Raw genomic sequence first — 15042 nt, forward strand, 5'->3', positions numbered from 1 at the left:
GCTAGCTGAAGAGGAACTCTTTGGTGCGAAGCTCTCTGACGGTGTCGCGGAGCTTGGCGGCTTTTTCGAACTCGAACTTCTTGGCGGCTTCGCGCATGTCGGACTCGAGGTTCTTGATGTAGGTGTCGAGCTCAGCCTGGGTGTTGAAGTCTGGCATGCCCTGGGTGTCTTCGGTGAGGTCGGCGTAGTCGGCTTTGAGGATGGTGGCGAGGGAGTCGTCGATGGAACGAATGACGGTGCGCGGGGTGATGCCGTGCTCCTCGTTGTAGGCCTCCTGCTTGGTGCGGCGGCGGTCGGTTTCGTCGATGGCGCGCTGCATGGAGTCGGTCATTTTATCGGCGTACAAGATCGCACGCCCTTCTAAGTGCCGTGCGGCGCGGCCTATGGTTTGGATGAGGGAACCTTGCGAGCGGAGGAAGCCTTCCTTGTCGGCGTCGAGGATGGCGACAAGGGAGACTTCGGGGAGGTCGAGGCCTTCGCGCAGGAGGTTGATGCCGATGAGGACGTCGTACTCACCTTTGCGGAGGTCGCGCAGGAGGCGGATGCGCTCGAGGGTTTCTATCTCGGAGTGCATGTAACGGCAGCGGACACCTACTTCTGTGTAGTAGTTGGCTAAGTCCTCTGACATTCTTTTTGTGAGGGTAGTTACTAAGACGCGCTGGTCGTTAGCGGCGCGGATGCGGATCTCGGCGAGTAAGTCATCTATCTGGCCTTTGACGGGGCGGATCTCTATTTGTGGGTCGACGAGGCCGGTGGGGCGGATGATTTGTTCTACGACTACACCGGCGGCTTTGGTGAGCTCATACGGGCCGGGGGTGGCGGAGACGTAGATGATCTGGCCGGTGCGGCCTTCGAACTCGTCGAATTTGAGGGGGCGGTTGTCCATCGCGGAGGGCAGGCGGAAGCCGTAGTCTACGAGGTTTTGCTTGCGGGAACGGTCGCCATGCCACATGCCGTGGAGCTGCGGGACGGTGACGTGGGACTCGTCGATGAAGAGGAGATAGTCGCGGGGGAAGTAGTCGAGGAGGGTTGGTGGGGGCTCGCCGGGGAGGCGGCCGGAGAAGTGGCGGGAGTAGTTTTCAATGCCGTGGCAGTAGCCTACGGACTTGATCATCTCTAAGTCGAAACGGGTGCGTTGGTGAATTCTTTGGGATTCTACTAAGCGGCCCGTGTTTTCTAACTCCTTTTCCCACCATTCCATCTCGGCGAGGATGGAATCGCTGGCGGCTTTCTTGCGCTCGGGCTGCACGACGTAGTGGGACTTGGGGTAGATGGGGAGGCGCGAGTACTTCTGGCGGACGGTGCCGAAGAGGGGATCGATCTGGGAGAGGCCGTCGATCTCGTCACCGAAGAGCTCGATGCGGTAGGCGTTTTCGTCGTAGGTGGGGAAGACTTCGATGATGTCGCCACGGACGCGGAAGGTGCCGCGGCGGAAGTCGACGTCGTTGCGCTCGTAGAGGATCTCGACGAGGCGGCGGGTGATGTCCTCGCGCTTGATCTTCTGGCCTTTTTCGAGCAGCAGCAACATACCGTAGTAGGCTTCCGGCGAGCCGAGTCCGTAGATGCAGGAGACGGATGAGACGATGATGGCGTCGCGGCGTTCGAAGAGGGAGCGGGTGGCGGAGAGGCGGAGTTTGTCCAGCTCTTCGTTGATGGTGGCTTCTTTTTCAATGAAGAGGTCGCCGGAGGGGATGTAGGCCTCGGGCTGGTAGTAGTCGTAATAGGAGACGAAGTATTCGACGGCGTTGTTGGGGAAGAACTGTTTGAACTCGTGGTAAAGCTGGGCGGCGAGGGTCTTGTTGTGCGCAAGGATGAGGGCGGGGCGCTGTACCTCTTCGATGACCTTGGCCATGGTAAAGGTTTTGCCGGAGCCGGTGACGCCGAGGAGAACCTGGTCTTTTTCGCCGGCGGCGAGGCCTGCGACCAGCTCGCCGATGGCGCGGGGTTGATCGCCCTGGGGGGTGTAGGGGGTGGTGAGCTGGAAGTCCATCCCTATAGGATAAAGGTTCGGAGGGTTTGGCGATGGCTGTGGAGCTTTACTTGATTCGGCACGGTGAAACTGAGTGGAGTTTGAGTGGGGCGCATACGAGCCGGACGGATATTCCGTTGACGGATCATGGGCGGCAGCGGGCGGAGGAGCTTCGTGACTATCTGAAGGGGACTACGTTTGCCAAGGTGCTGACGAGTCCGATGGGACGGGCCCGGGAGACTTGCAAGATTGCGGGGTATGGGGAGCAGGCGGTGATTGAGGAAGGACTGCGGGAGTGGGACTACGGCGAGAGTGAAGGCAAGACCACCAAGGAGATGCGCGCCAAGTACAACAAGCCGGATTGGAGCGTCTGGAGCGACCCGATCATTGGTGGGGAGGCTGTGGAGCATGTGGGGGTGCGAGCGGATGGGGTGATCGAGCGTGCGCTGGATGGGCTGACGGATGGCAAAGTGGCGCTGTTTGCCCATGCTCATATTCTGCGGATACTGGCGGCTCGTTGGATTGGACTGCCGGCGGTGGGTGGGAAGCTGTTTGGGCTGGGGACCGGGAGCGTGAGCACGTTGGGGTGGGAGCGGGAGACGCGGGTGATTTCGACCTGGAATCGTGGTTTCGAATAGTGCGCGGGCTTTGCGTTTTTCTGCTGGGGTTGATGGCGGCGGTTGCGGGGGGGCAGCGGGGGAGCAGCCTGGCGTTTCAGCGTGCGGAACATCTGCGGCGCGGGATCAACCTGAGCATGTGGTACGCGCAGTCGGGGGACTACTCGGCTGGGCGGCTGGAGTCGTTTACGACTCCGGATGACTTCAAGCTGATCAAAGGACTGGGATTCGATCATGTGCGGGTGAGTATCGATCCTGACCCGCTGATTGCTATGCCGATGAGTGGGGCGCTCAGGCCGGAGGCGATGGCTCGTCTGGATAAGACGGTGGCGCAGCTTGAGGCTGCGGGGCTGAATGTGGTGCTGGACGTTCATGCCGGGCAGGACTTTGTTGGGAAGCTGGCGAATGGGGAGGATGGTGCGGCGAATTTTTTCTCGTTCTGGAGTGAGTTTGCGAAGCACTTTGCCGGGACCGATCCGGAGAAGGTCTTCTTTGAGGTGCTGAATGAGCCTACGATGACGGACCTTTATCGGTGGGAGGGGATACAGGCTCGGGCGGTGGCTCGGATACGGAGTGTGGCTCCGCAGCATACGATTTTGGCAACGGCTTCCAATTATTCGGGGATCGATACCCTGCTGGCTTTGGAGCCGGTGCGGGATGAGAACGTGATCTACACCTTCCACGACTACGAGCCGTTCTGGTTTACGCACCAGGGGGCTAACTGGGGAGCGCAGGGCTGGATATTTTTGCGTGGGGTGCCGTATCCGGCTACGCCGCAGACGATCGGCAAAGTGCTGGGGCAGGAGCAGGATGAGCGGGTGCGGCTGTGGGTGCAGCGGTTTGGCTATGACCACTGGGATGCTACGCGGGTGGGGATGGAGATTGCCGCGGCGGCGGACTGGGCGCAGAAGCGTGGGGTGCCGCTCTATTGTGGAGAGTTTGGCGTGTACAGGACTTATGCGGATGCGAAGTCTCGGGATACTTGGATCAGCGATATGAGGACGGCGCTCGAGAGCAAGCACATTTGCTGGGCTATGTGGGACTACCAGGGGGACTTTGGGATTGTGACGAAGGGGAGTGGCGGGACGATGGTGGATCTGGGGGTTGTGGGGGCGCTGGGGTTGAAGGGGCGGTAGTGGAGAGCGAAAGCTAACGCAGGTTCCCTTCGGGAATGACAACCAGAACAAGCACTACAAGAACAAGCAACCGCAAAAGCAGCTACGGAGATTCTTCGCTGCGCTCAGAATGACGGTTACGGTGGGAATGACAGTTTGGGTGGGTGCTAGAGGTTGAGGGCGGAGGGCCAGTCGAAGGCGCTGTCTACGGATACGTCTGGTTTGGCTAGGGCCAGGGTCTGGGGGGATAGGCCGAAGGTGCAGCCTAGGGCATGGGTGCCTGCGTTGCGGGCAGTCTCTACGTCTACGTGCGAATCGCCGATCATGACGGTCTGTCCGGGGGTGATGGCGTCTCCAATGAGGAGCGAGGCTTCCCCCATCAGGATGTGGAGGCCGGCGGGGTCGGGCTTCTTGTTGGCGAAGGAGTTGCCGCCGTAGACCTTAAAGAAAAAGCGATCCATGCCGAAGTGCCTGCAGATGTCGCGGGAGGGGTGGACGGGTTTGTTGGTGAGGACAGCCATGGGAAGATCCGGGCGCTGGGAGCGGATCTGCTCAAGCGACTCGATGACACCGGGGTAGACGTAGGTGAAGTCCAGCTTGTGGTCGTGGTAATAGGAGATGAACCAGCGGGTGGCCTCGTTGATGAGGGCGTCGTCGTGCGGGCTCGGAGCGGCATCTTCCGTTGCCCCCGCGGCAATCATATGGGCGTGGCCAAGGGCGCGGCGGACGAGCATCTGGACGCCATCGCCGATGTAGCTGGCAACTACATTCTCCGGTAGTGCCGGCTGGCCGAAGTGCTCAAGAGTGGCGTTGACGGAGTTGCAGAGGTCGGTGCGGGAGTCGATCAGGGTTCCGTCGAGATCGAAGACGAGCAGTTGCGGGGTGATGAGCAGCATCCCTCTATCGTAATGGAGGGATGCTGCCGGTTGGGATGGCCTAGTTGATCTCGATATCGCCTGAGCCGGTGCGTGCGGTAAGGCTGGGGCCGCCGCCGTTGATGGAGGCGGAGACGTGGTGGCGTTCATCTGAGCCCTGGGGTGCGCCGGGCTGGGAGATACGGATGCTGCCGGAGCCGGTGGAGGCCTCGGCATCAAAGTGTGCGTCGCGCCCAATATGGAGGCGGATGGAGCCGGAGCCGGACTGGAGCGTGGCAGGGCCGGTGAGGGAGCCATTGGCTTCGATATCGCCGGAGCCTGTATGCGCCTGGAGGCTGCCGTTGAGGCCGTTGATGCGAATGGAGCCGGAGCCGGTGCTGGTCTTGACCTCGCCGGGGGCCTGCTGCTGGAGTTCGATATCGCCGGAGCCGGTGTGGAGGTCAGACGGGCCGCCGATGCCGTGGGCGCGGACGGAGCCGGAGCCGGTATCGGCCTTGAGGAAGCGGCCGAGGTTATCCACATCTACGTCACCGGAACCGGAGTGGAGGTTGAGCGCGACGGACTTGGGTGCGGAGATCTCGTAGTCGATGCTGATGTTGTTGAAGAGCTTGCGGTCTTCCGGGCTGACGTTACCAACGCGGATGGTGTTGCCGGACTGCTGGATGGGAGGATTGTCCACGATGCGGCGGATGCGGTCTTCGACGTCGCCGCCCTCACTGTGGTTCCAGCCGCCGGCCTTGAGGTGCGCCTTGATGTGGATCTCCGAGTCCGAGCCGGGATAGATGTGGATGTGGCCGGAGTTGGAGGAGACGTAAAGGTCAGACTGACCGTTCACAGTAACGGTGCGGTCAAAGTTGCCGTCCGCGTGGGCGGAGACCGTGATGAGGAGGGCGGAGGAGAGAGCGAGAGCGCGAATGAGCATGATTTTGTCCTTTTCTGAACTGGAAACAGATGGGGTATTTGATCCTAAACTTTGAACGCTATTGTTGCAGGATGACCTGATCGTTCTGCTTCAGGCCGGAGACGATTTCAACCTTGCTGCCATTGGAGAGGCCGGCGACGACGGGGACGAATTTGCGGCCCGTCTTCTGGGTCTTGTCTGGGATCTCGACGGTGGCTTTGCGGTCCTTGTCGAACTTGACGGCCTGCTCGGGGACGGCGAGGACGTTTTTGTGTTCGTCAAGAAGGATCTCGGCGTTGGCAGTCATGTTGGATTTGAGCTCGCCGCCGGGGTTATCGATGGAGACGCGGACCTCAAAGGTGGTGACATTATCCTTTTCGACGCCGAGCGGAGCGATCCGGGTGACCTTGCCGAGGAAGGTTTTGTCCTTGAAGGATTCAACCTTGATGCGGGCTGGCTGGTCCATGTAGACCTTGCCGATGTCGGCCTCGTCTACCTTGCCCTGGACGTAGACCTGGTGGATATCGCCGACGGTCATGACGAGGGTGGCGGTGGAGCCGAGGACGAGGATGGAGCTGACGGCGTCACCCTTTTCCACGTCGCGGGAGAGGACGACTCCGTCCATAGGTGAGGTGATGGTGGTGTAGCTGAGCTGCTCTTGGAGCTGTTTGAGGGCGGCCTCTGCCTGCGCGACCTGCGCCTGCGCCTGGCGGAGCTTGGCGGTGTCGATGGTGATCTGCGATAAGGCCTTGTCGCGCGTATTGTTGGCGGCGAGGTAGCGCTGCTGCGCGTCGTCAAGCGCCTGGGCCGAGACTACGCCGTCCGAGTTCATCTGGCGGGCGCGGTCGTAGGTGTGCTTGATCATGGGGAGGTCGGGGGCCTCGGCGTTGACGCGGTCGAGGACGATGGCGGACTCGGCGGCGTGGGCGTTGGACTCTGCGGCGGCGAGGGTGGCCTTCTGGGCGGCGACCTGGTCGAGAATCTCCTGCTGGTCCAGCTGGGCGAGGACCTGGCCGCGGCGGACGGTGTCGTTGATGTCCGTGGAGAGCTGGGTGACGATGCCGGAGGCCTTGGATTTGACCTCGACCTGGGTGATGGGGTGGACCTTGCCGGTGGCGACGACGGACTTGGCGATGTCGGTGCGTTCCACCCGGACGAGCTGCGCGGGATCGATGGCGCCGGAGTGGCCGTGGGCTACGGCGGTGAGGCCGAGGACACCGACGAGAACGACGGCCGAGATGCTGAAGTAGAGGACTTTGCGGGATTTCTTTTTGGGGGCCATGCTCGCTCCGTTGGGGTGACGGAGAAAGATACGGCAGGGAGCTTCAGTTTGTTCCGTAGGTCTTTCCTAAATTACGGGAGGGCTTAAATCTCTACTGCAAGAGCTGTTTGATGGCTTCTTCGAAAGCCGCTCTATCCACGATGCCGGCGTGCGAGACGGCTATCTTACCGTTTCGATCAATCAGCAGGGTCAGAGGCATTTCCCGGAGGTGGAAACGCTCCCCAAGAGCGTCCGTGCCCACGGCGACGGGGTAGTTCATATTCCACTTCGCCATGAAAGGCTTGATCAATTCCGGCGTCTCGCCATACATATCCAGACCAATTACGGCGAGACCCTTGGGACGATATTTCTTATCGAAATCAACATACCAGGGGAGCTCTACCTTGCACCCGCCGCAGGTCGTGGCCCAGAAATCCAACAGAATGACCTGACCTTTGTAGCTTGAGAGGGTCAGCTGTTTGCCCTGAACGTCAGTGAGGGTAAAATCAGGGGCCGAAACACGCAGGGCGGCGGGGATCAGCTCATCCGCAGGTTTTGCCGTAGCAGGGAAGACAGTCATCAGCGCGAAAGCAGCCAGAAGTATGGGCTTATGCATGGCTCGATGCTAGCAGAGGGATGCCGCTCGTTCGAAGGTCTCAAGCGTATTTGCGGATGATGCCCAGGACCTTGCCCTGGATGCTGACGTTGGCGGCGGGGGCGTAGATGGGGGCCATCTCCTTGTTGGAGGGTTGGAGGCGGATCATGGCGCCTTCGCGATAGAAACGCTTGAGGGTGGCGTCGGCTCCGTCGATGAGGGCGACGACGATCTCGCCTTCGCGTGCGGTGCGGGTGCGCTCTACGAGAACGTAATCTCCGGAGACGATGTGCTCGTCGCGCATGGAGTCTCCGCGAACTTCGAGCGCGAAGACCTCACGGTTGCCGATGATGTCGCCGAGGGAGATGGATTCGGCGGTCTCGATGGCTTCGACAGGCTGGCCTGCGGCGATGCGGCCGAGCAGCGGCAGGCGCTCAAAGCCCTTTTTACTGGTGCGCGCGGGGAGCACGTCGATGGACCGGCTACGATTGTGGGCGCGCTGGAGCAGGCCTTTGTTCTGCAGGTTGGTGATGTGTTTGTGGACGGTTGCGAGCGAGTTGAGGCCAAGACCGGAGGCGATCTCCTCGTAGGAGGGGGAGTAGCCGTTCTTCGTGGTGAAGCCGGAGAGAAAGTCGATTACTTCCTTTTGCCGCCGTGTGATTGCCATGTCCGCAATTGTAGCGAATAAAAGGCGAACTGCAAGTATCAAAGTGGTGTACCGCAAAAGTTGTAGGAAAAGTGGACCCAAATTGGATTGATTTGGGAACGGGTTCCCATTTGGGATTGGACCTCTCACAGAACTCAACAAAGCATTGATTGTCCTGATGGAGCGGAAGAGAGTTAGTCCCATGCCCCTCTCGACCGGAACTGAGGGTGATGGTCAGAACAATGTGCTCTCCAGATGTGCCGCAACCAACTTGAGTAAAAAGGGGAATTGATTATGCGGGTACTGATCGTAGAGGACGATGCAGCTTTGGGAATCTTTCTGCAAAAGGGCCTGAAGCTGGAAGGACATGATGTGCAACTGGTTGGCGACGGCCAGGCGGGTCTGGACCATGCGATGGAGCATGCTCCAGACCTGATGGTGCTGGACCTGAGCCTGCCGAAGAAGGACGGAATCCAGGTGCTCGAAGAGATGCATGGGCACTTCGGGGGGACGTCTGTGTTGGTGCTGACGGGGCGGAACCAGGTCTCTGACCGGGTAAAGTGCCTGAACCTTGGCGCGGACGATTGCCTGCTGAAGCCGTTCAGCTTCAGTGAGCTGAATGCGCGGTGCAGGGCGCTGCTGCGGCGGCGACAGCACTCTGCCGATCAGACGCTACGCTATGCGGGCGTGGAACTGAACCGGATCGATCGGCGGGTGACGCGGGACGGGCTGTCCATTGAGCTGACGGGCAAGGAGTTTGCCCTGCTGGAGTTCCTGATGCAGGCACGGGGACGAACGTGCAGCCGCAGTGAATTGCTGCGGGAGGTGTGGCAGATGTCGCCGGATGCGGGGACGAACGTAGTGGATGTCTATGTGAACTACCTGCGCAAGAAGCTTGGGTCAACGCGGTCCGGCATTGGTGCTGACCGGGTGATCGAGACGGTGCGTGGTGAGGGCTACATGATGTCCATGGGCACGGAGCGCAGGCCGCCGGGCGCGGCGGTGCCGGACGGGCTGCAGGGTTCGCTGCGCGGTCCCGGGGCCGGTGTCTTCGGCCTGGGACTAGGCGCGCGTGCCAGCGCCTGAGGCGGGCGGGGCGGGGCTCGAAGACAGGATGAAGGCACTGATGGGCGAGCTGCGAATCGTCGTCCATGATCTGTACCAGCCGCTTTCGGCGTTGCAGTGCAGGCTTTATCTGGGCCGGATGGATACGGACCTGGAGAGCATGGGCGCGGCGATCGAGGAGAGCCTCGCCGAGTGCGAGCGCATCGTGGATCAGGTGCGGTTGCTTCAGAACAAATTGAAGTCTTAGCAGCATTTTCTGACTTGGGAAAGCAGGGGGCCATGGGAAGTTTGATATCGCAGGTAGCGGGCAGCAGTCCGCAGGGTGGGGTTCGGGCACGGACAGTGGTTTTGGCCAGTGCGGATGTGGATTTGAGGGGAAGGCTGCGGCGGTCTCTGAGCGCATTGCGCTGGACCGTGCTGGAGGCGGGCGGCGGCGCGGAGGCGATGGAGCTCACCGATACGGGCAAGCCTGAGGCGTTGCTGATTGACGAGTGGCTGCCGGACCTGGAGGCAGGGGAGCTGATGACTCAGCTCAGGATGATCTATCCGTTGATGGACGTGCTGCGGATGGATGGGGCACCGACTGGGGGTGCGGCAACCGGGCGAAGTCCGCGCCGGCACGAGCTGCTGCATGCGATCCGGGAGGCGCATGAAGCATCTCCGGCTCCGGTGAGCTTGCCAGTGCAGGCACCTTCCTCCCCTGAGCCGCTTGCAGCGGTTTCGGTGGCTTCTGAGATGGTGTATCCGGAGCTGACGGAGGCGGAGGTAAAGACGCTGCCTCTGCCGGCGGCGGCACCAATGGCAGCAGAGGCTCCTGCGGCTGCGTCGGTCAGGGCGGCGGGCATTGCCGATATGGTGGGCGAGTCGGCAGCGATGCGGGAGCTGGCGAGGATGATCCGGCTGGTTGCGCCACGGTCTGCGACGGTGCTGATCGAAGGCGAGACGGGGACGGGTAAGGAGGTCGTGGCGAAGGCAGTTCACCGGCTAAGCGCGCGAGCGGGAAAGCCGTTTGGAGTGCTGAACTGCGCGGCGATTCCAGAGTCGCTGCTGGAGGCGGAGCTGTTTGGGCACACGCGCGGTGCGTTTACAGGTGCGGTGCAATCAAGGACGGGACGCATTGAGGCGGCGAACGGCGGCACGCTGTTCCTGGATGAGATCGGTGAGATGCCGCTGGCGCTACAGGCCAAGATGCTGCGTTTCCTGGAGTATGGAGAGCTGCAACGGGTCGGTGACAACGAAACAATGCGCGTGGATGTACGGGTGATTGCAGCGACGCATCAGCCCCTGGAGCAGAGAGCTGAGGAGAAGGCATTCCGGCTCGACCTGTACTATTGGCTTCGTCTCTGGCTGGAAAGCGCCACCCTCGGCGGCCCTGGCCGTCTGCCCGCCACCACCGCTGACATGGAAGACCACCTCTACGTCATCGGCCAGTAAGCCTAAAGTTCGACCGCAAACAAAAGAGGCTCCCATCAAGGGAGCCTCTTCTTTCACCACAAAAATGTCTACTGATTCGCTGCGAAGGTGTTCTCTGTCAAAGCCGTCGGATGAGCTTCCATTGACTCAGGCTCAGCGGACGCGGTCGAGTTCGGTCCCAGGCCCAGCTTGATGATCGCGCGCGAGTCAGGTACCAGCTTCGTCTGCCAACCATTATCCGACTGCATCTTCTCCATCGCAGCCTGGCTTTCCTTATCCCAGGTGCCGGTGGGTGTGCCGGTCAGGTAACCCTGCTTGATCAGTGCAGACTGGATCTGCGTCGCGCGCTCCCCGCTGATGCCGCTCACGGAAGAAGACCGCGTCACGGGCTTCGAAACCGCACGGCTCTTGAATGCACGCTGTGAGGTTGGACCGCGACGAATATGGGGTGCTGCCGCTGCAAACGCCGGAGCCACGCTTGCGAGGAGAACGATCGAACTAAGGATGCTGGAGGAAACAAGCTTCATAGGTGACGTTTTCAACCTCGAATTGCAGTATCCGCCTCTGGTCAGACCAGACACGCTGAATTGAGTACGAGAGTATCGTCTTAGTAACTTGTTTGCAATAGGAAAAGGTTGCTCGATAGACAGCAAAATTTTCCCTTTCGTAATGAAATCAGCGGCTCAACCTCCATCCATGCCCCAAAAGTACCAACCAGCACGGCTAAACAGAAGAGAAAATAAGTCTCATGAGGATATGTAGTTGGGGAGCTGCGCAGACAAAATCAGCCTTGATCGCTTTGATCAATCTTTATCAACTCAATCCGTTCGCCAATCCAGCCCAGAACGCCGGAAGGATTCACGGATAAAAGGAGATAAAAATTGATCAAGGCAAGCGCCCCCGGCACCCCGGTGACATCCTGCCTTGATCCGTCTTTCATCCTTCTTATCCGCGTTACGCCTTTGCCTTACTCGTCCGAACCCACCGGCTGATTCCGAAAGATCTCCAGCAGCAACAGGCAAGCCCCAATCACGATGCAGGAATCGGCCACATTGAAGTCCGGCCAGTGGTAGTGAACGATCTTCACCTCCAGAAAGTCCACCACGTACTTCAGCTTGATCCGGTCGTACAGGTTCCCGATCGCACCGCCCAGAATCAGCGCCAGCGCAATCCCGGTCAGCGAGTACACCCGCCCAACCCGCCAGATCATCCCCAGCACCACCAGTACAGCGATGACGGAGAAACCGATCAGCGTGTTCCGCACGATCGCGGGAGAGAGCTCCGCAAATAACGAGAACGCCGCGCCCGTATTGAACACATGCGAGAGCCGGAAGACGTTCGGGATGACCGTAATGTAGTGGCCACTCGGAATATGAGTTCCGATCCAGATCTTCGACCAACGATCCAGCACGATCACGACCACCGCCAGCAGCAGCAGGTAAGGCCGCATATCGCGGCGGCGAGGCACGGAAGGAAGCAAAGTAATCGGCATTAGAGGCTCGCCCCTTCTCCCGCAGCATCCTGCGGTGGAATCTGGTAAGGCTCAAACCCGATTGCTTCCAGGGCATCCGCGCAACGCAGGCAAACCGTCGGGAAGCGGTCGTCTTCGCCGACCTCAGGAATATACCGCCAGCAGCGTTCGCACTTTGGCGCGGCAGAGCGCTGCACCTCAATCTCGAAGCTCGGCGTCTCCAGCGCACTCTCAACAAACAGCACGTCGACTTCGGACACGTTGAACAGTTCAGCCAGCGCCGTCGTGTACTGATCCAGCAGCCTTAGCGGACTCGGTCCCGGACCGATGACGACGGTCAACGTCACCTTCGCCTCCAGGCTCTTGCCGATCGACTTAGCCGCGCGTAGCACTTCGAGCTTGGCCATCACCTGCGCCCGAAGCTCCAGCAACTGCTCCCAGTCATGCTCGATCGCCGCCTCGCTTCCCGGAACGATATCCGAAAGATCAGGGAACAGCGCCAGGTGAACACTGGACTCACGGCCCTCAACCTTCGGCAAAAATGCCCACGCCTCGTCCGCCGTAAAGCTCAGGATCGGTGCGATCAGCCGCACCAAAGCCTCCGCAATCCGCCACAGCGCCGTCTGTGCCGACCGCCGCTCAGGATGATCCGGCGCAAACGTGTACAGCCGGTCCTTCAGCACGTCGAGGTACAGCGCGGACAGGTCCGTATTTACGAACTCATTCAGTGCGTGATACGCCCGGTGAAACTCGAACTCGTCGTAGGCCTTGCGGATCTTAGCCACAAGCTCCGCCGTCTGCGCCAGGATGTATTGGTCGAGCTGTTCCAGGTCCGCAAACGGTAACGCATCCTTGGCAGGATCGAAGTCATGCAGGTTGCCCAACAGGAACTTCAGCGTATTCCGCAGCTTCCTATAGTTATCGCCAACCCGCTGCATCAGATTCTCGCTCGCCGCCACATCCTCGCGGAAGTCCACCGACGCAACCCAAAGCCGGATAATCTCCGCCCCCAGCCGCTTCGCTACATCCACCGGATCGACACCGTTCCCCAGCGACTTCGAGAAAGCACGCCCTTGTTCATCAAGCGTCCAGCCAGAGGTCGCAACCATCCGGTACGGAGCCACACCCCGCAACGCGACAGAGGTCAGCAGGGAAGAGTGGAACCATCCGCGATGCTGATCGCCGCCCTCGGTATAGAGGTCAGCCGGAAACCGCAGACTCTCCTCCGCATCGAGCACCGCATGCCACGAAGCCCCGGACTCGAACCAAACATCAAGGATGTCCATCTCCTTGCGGAACTCGTTCTTATCGGTATTTCCGCAGGAACAAGCCACGCCATCCGGCAACAGCTCCGCAGCCGAGTATTTGTACCAGGCGTCCGCGGACTCCTTCTTGAACAACTCGACGATGCTCTTGTTGACGTCAGCATCGTTCAGAGGCTCATGGCACTTGTTGCAGAGGAACACAGCAATCGGCACACCCCAGATTCGCTGGCGAGAGATACACCAGTCCGGCCGCGTTGCGATCATGTTCGAGATCCGCTCTTCACCCCAAGCCGGGTCCCAAACCACCCGCTTGATCTCATCCAGCGCCCGCTGCCTGAACGTAGTCATCCCATCCACAACTGGGTGCTCCACGTCCCGCTTCTGGGACGTGGGTTCAGAACCATCCACTTCCTCAGCAGCAGCAATCTCCGCCTCCGCCGTAGGCATAGGCGTCTCCATCGAGATAAACCATTGCTCGGTCGCCCGCACGATCACTGGGTTATGGCACCGCCAGCAATGCGGATAGCTATGCTCGAAGAAGGTCCCCGAAAGCAATGCACCCTTCTCCCGCAGCAACTCCGTGATCGGCTTGTTCGATTCAAAAACAGTCAGCCCGTCAAACGCTTCCTGCTGCGGCAGATTCCGCTGCCGCCCCGCATTATCGACATACTGCACATCCGGAATCCCATACCGCTTACCGGTATAGAAGTCATCCACACCATGCGCCGGCGACGTATGCACCGCTCCGGTCCCCTGATCTGCAGTCACATAATCCGCAGTCACGCCAACAACGGTCCGAGCGAAGAATGGATGCGCAAACTGAGCGCCCTCCATCCTGATGCCATTGAACCGTTCCAGCACCTCAACATCCGTAAAGCCACAAGCCTTCGCGACGGCTTCCAGCAGCGTTCCAGCCACGACATAAACCCCGATCTCCCCGGAAGCGAGCGTAGCTTGAGCCGCCACATACTCCATCTCCGGGTTATAAGCGACCGCCATACTAGCCGGAATCGTCCAGGGCGTAGTCGTCCAGATGATCGTCCAGACATCCTTGCCCGCCAGCTTTTCGCTGATCGCGGAAGCCTCGCTCGTCAGCTTGTACCGCACATAGATCGAAGGCGAGGTGTGCATCTCATACTCCACCTCGGCCTCCGCCAGCGCGGTCTGGTCGTGGATGCACCAGAACACCGGCTTCAGTCCCTTGTAGACAAACCCCTGCTCAAAGAACTCGTAGAACGTTTCCACGATCGCCGCCTCATACCCAAACGACATCGTCTTATAAGGATCGTTCCACCGCCCAAACACGCCAATCCGCTCAAACTGGCTCTTCTGCAGCGTGACGTACTTCTCCGCATACTCGCGGCAGGCCCGCCGCACGCTCAGCGCCGGCATCTCGAGCTTCTTCCGCCCCAACTGCTCGTCCACCTTGATCTCGATCGGCAGCCCATGGCAGTCCCATCCCGGAACATACGGCGCGTCAAACCCAGCCATCGTCTTCGTCTTCACCACGAAGTCCTTGATGCACTTGTTCAGAGCATGACCCAGGTGAATCGCGCCATTGGCATACGGAGGCCCATCGTGCAGGATAAACTTCGGCGCACCCGCCCTTGCCGTACGAATCTGCTCATACAGCCCGGCCTTCTGCCAGGCTTCAAGCCGCGCCGGCTCATTCTGCGGCAGGTTCGCCTTCATCGCAAACGCCGTCTCCGGCAGGTTCAGGGTAGCTTTCAACGGCTTCTTCTGCGGTACGTCAGACATTCAGATCCTCGGTAAATAGTTCGCCACGCGCACCCACGTTTTGTTGGTGCCGCGCCAATCTCCTATTGTATCCGCGCCCTTCATTCCAGCG

The 15042-nt window shown here is 60.2% G+C and carries 15 protein-coding genes; 5 read left to right on the top strand and 10 right to left on the bottom strand.

The window, feature by feature from the left end; translation table 11 throughout:
- Window position 1 precedes the first annotated feature (1 nt).
- Window positions 2-1990 carry an excinuclease ABC subunit UvrB gene (uvrB, locus tag ACIX9_RS07345; RefSeq protein ID WP_013579844.1) on the bottom strand — a complete coding sequence of 663 codons (1989 nt, stop codon included), beginning with the start codon at window positions 1988-1990 and terminating at the stop codon, window positions 2-4.
- A 32-nt stretch (window positions 1991-2022) separates the two neighbouring features.
- Here uvrB and ACIX9_RS07350 point away from each other — a divergent pair, with 32 nt between their 5' ends.
- Window positions 2023-2607 (top strand): histidine phosphatase family protein, encoded by a 585-nt coding sequence (locus ACIX9_RS07350; RefSeq protein ID WP_013579845.1) that lies wholly within the window; start codon window positions 2023-2025, stop codon window positions 2605-2607.
- The gene (locus tag ACIX9_RS23640; protein WP_049789245.1) at window positions 2607-3722 is read left to right on the top strand and encodes a glycoside hydrolase family 5 protein; all 1116 of its coding nucleotides are present in this window, start codon (window positions 2607-2609) and stop codon (window positions 3720-3722) included. Before ACIX9_RS07350 ends, ACIX9_RS23640 begins: the two co-directional genes overlap by 1 nt.
- A 146-nt stretch (window positions 3723-3868) precedes the next feature.
- On the opposite strand, the gene ACIX9_RS07360 is transcribed toward ACIX9_RS23640, so the two are convergent.
- The 5 genes from ACIX9_RS07360 to lexA form a co-directional block, all read right to left on the bottom strand.
- Window positions 3869-4597: an HAD hydrolase-like protein gene (locus tag ACIX9_RS07360; RefSeq protein ID WP_013579847.1), complete on the bottom strand. Its 729-nt coding sequence runs from the start codon at window positions 4595-4597 to the stop codon at window positions 3869-3871.
- A gap of 40 nt (window positions 4598-4637) precedes the next feature.
- Window positions 4638-5498, bottom strand: a complete 861-nt coding sequence (locus ACIX9_RS07365) for a DUF4097 family beta strand repeat-containing protein (RefSeq protein WP_013579848.1) — start codon at window positions 5496-5498, stop codon at window positions 4638-4640.
- A 58-nt stretch (window positions 5499-5556) separates the two neighbouring features.
- Window positions 5557-6759, bottom strand: a complete 1203-nt coding sequence (locus ACIX9_RS07370) for an efflux RND transporter periplasmic adaptor subunit (RefSeq protein WP_013579849.1) — start codon at window positions 6757-6759, stop codon at window positions 5557-5559.
- 91 nt (window positions 6760-6850) lie between these two features.
- On the bottom strand, window positions 6851-7354 hold the full coding sequence (locus ACIX9_RS07375) for a peroxiredoxin family protein (protein ID WP_013579850.1): 504 nt from the start codon (window positions 7352-7354) through the stop codon (window positions 6851-6853).
- A gap of 40 nt (window positions 7355-7394) precedes the next feature.
- Window positions 7395-8000, bottom strand: coding sequence for a transcriptional repressor LexA (gene lexA, locus ACIX9_RS07380; RefSeq protein ID WP_013579851.1), 606 nt, complete (start codon window positions 7998-8000; stop codon window positions 7395-7397).
- A 273-nt stretch (window positions 8001-8273) separates the two neighbouring features.
- Between lexA and ACIX9_RS07385 the strand changes: the two genes are divergently transcribed.
- The 3 genes from ACIX9_RS07385 to ACIX9_RS07395 are packed head-to-tail and all read left to right on the top strand — an operon-like array spanning window position 8274 to window position 10478.
- Entirely contained in the window at window positions 8274-9065 is a 792-nt protein-coding gene (locus ACIX9_RS07385; protein WP_013579852.1) for a response regulator transcription factor, read from the top strand.
- Window positions 9052-9291 carry a hypothetical protein gene (locus tag ACIX9_RS07390; RefSeq protein ID WP_198152177.1) on the top strand — a complete coding sequence of 80 codons (240 nt, stop codon included), beginning with the start codon at window positions 9052-9054 and terminating at the stop codon, window positions 9289-9291. The genes ACIX9_RS07385 and ACIX9_RS07390 overlap by 14 nt, the downstream gene beginning before the upstream one ends.
- 32 nt (window positions 9292-9323) lie before the next feature.
- Window positions 9324-10478, top strand: coding sequence for a sigma 54-interacting transcriptional regulator (locus ACIX9_RS07395; protein WP_013579854.1), 1155 nt, complete (start codon window positions 9324-9326; stop codon window positions 10476-10478).
- Window positions 10479-10546: 68 nt separating this feature from the next.
- Here ACIX9_RS07395 and ACIX9_RS07400 read toward each other — a convergent pair whose 3' ends face one another.
- The 4 genes from ACIX9_RS07400 to ileS all read right to left on the bottom strand — a co-directional run bounded on the left by ACIX9_RS07400 (window position 10547) and on the right by ileS (window position 14951).
- The gene (locus tag ACIX9_RS07400; protein WP_013579855.1) at window positions 10547-10984 is read right to left on the bottom strand and encodes a peptidoglycan-binding domain-containing protein; all 438 of its coding nucleotides are present in this window, start codon (window positions 10982-10984) and stop codon (window positions 10547-10549) included.
- Window positions 10985-11241: 257 nt separating this feature from the next.
- Window positions 11242-11397: a hypothetical protein gene (locus ACIX9_RS25675; RefSeq protein WP_013579856.1), complete on the bottom strand. Its 156-nt coding sequence runs from the start codon at window positions 11395-11397 to the stop codon at window positions 11242-11244.
- A 27-nt stretch (window positions 11398-11424) separates the two neighbouring features.
- Entirely contained in the window at window positions 11425-11949 is a 525-nt protein-coding gene (gene lspA, locus ACIX9_RS07405) for a signal peptidase II (RefSeq protein ID WP_013579857.1), read from the bottom strand.
- Complete coding sequence (ileS, locus tag ACIX9_RS07410) at window positions 11949-14951, bottom strand: isoleucine--tRNA ligase (protein WP_013579858.1); 3003 nt, start codon at window positions 14949-14951, stop codon at window positions 11949-11951. Before ileS ends, lspA begins: the two co-directional genes overlap by 1 nt.
- Window positions 14952-15042: the final 91 nt, after the last annotated feature.

Source organism: Granulicella tundricola MP5ACTX9 (genome assembly GCF_000178975.2).
Classification (GTDB): Bacteria; Acidobacteriota; Terriglobia; order Terriglobales; family Acidobacteriaceae; genus Edaphobacter; species Edaphobacter tundricola.

Excerpts from the sequence above, each read along its gene's own strand:
- uvrB (WP_013579844.1), bottom strand. The coding sequence starts at position 1,990 with ATGGACTTCCAGCTCACCACCCCCTACACCCCCCAGGGCGATCAACCC.
- ACIX9_RS07350 (WP_013579845.1), top strand. The coding sequence starts at position 2,023 with ATGGCTGTGGAGCTTTACTTGATTCGGCACGGTGAAACTGAGTGGAGT.
- ACIX9_RS07360 (WP_013579847.1), bottom strand. The coding sequence starts at position 4,597 with ATGCTGCTCATCACCCCGCAACTGCTCGTCTTCGATCTCGACGGAACC.
- ACIX9_RS07365 (WP_013579848.1), bottom strand. The coding sequence starts at position 5,498 with ATGCTCATTCGCGCTCTCGCTCTCTCCTCCGCCCTCCTCATCACGGTC.
- ACIX9_RS07370 (WP_013579849.1), bottom strand. The coding sequence starts at position 6,759 with ATGGCCCCCAAAAAGAAATCCCGCAAAGTCCTCTACTTCAGCATCTCG.
- ACIX9_RS07375 (WP_013579850.1), bottom strand. The coding sequence starts at position 7,354 with ATGCATAAGCCCATACTTCTGGCTGCTTTCGCGCTGATGACTGTCTTC.
- lexA (WP_013579851.1), bottom strand. The coding sequence starts at position 8,000 with ATGGCAATCACACGGCGGCAAAAGGAAGTAATCGACTTTCTCTCCGGC.
- ACIX9_RS07385 (WP_013579852.1), top strand. The coding sequence starts at position 8,274 with ATGCGGGTACTGATCGTAGAGGACGATGCAGCTTTGGGAATCTTTCTG.
- ACIX9_RS07395 (WP_013579854.1), top strand. The coding sequence starts at position 9,324 with ATGGGAAGTTTGATATCGCAGGTAGCGGGCAGCAGTCCGCAGGGTGGG.
- ACIX9_RS07400 (WP_013579855.1), bottom strand. The coding sequence starts at position 10,984 with ATGAAGCTTGTTTCCTCCAGCATCCTTAGTTCGATCGTTCTCCTCGCA.
- ACIX9_RS25675 (WP_013579856.1), bottom strand. The coding sequence starts at position 11,397 with ATGAAAGACGGATCAAGGCAGGATGTCACCGGGGTGCCGGGGGCGCTT.
- lspA (WP_013579857.1), bottom strand. The coding sequence starts at position 11,949 with ATGCCGATTACTTTGCTTCCTTCCGTGCCTCGCCGCCGCGATATGCGG.
- ileS (WP_013579858.1), bottom strand. The coding sequence starts at position 14,951 with ATGTCTGACGTACCGCAGAAGAAGCCGTTGAAAGCTACCCTGAACCTG.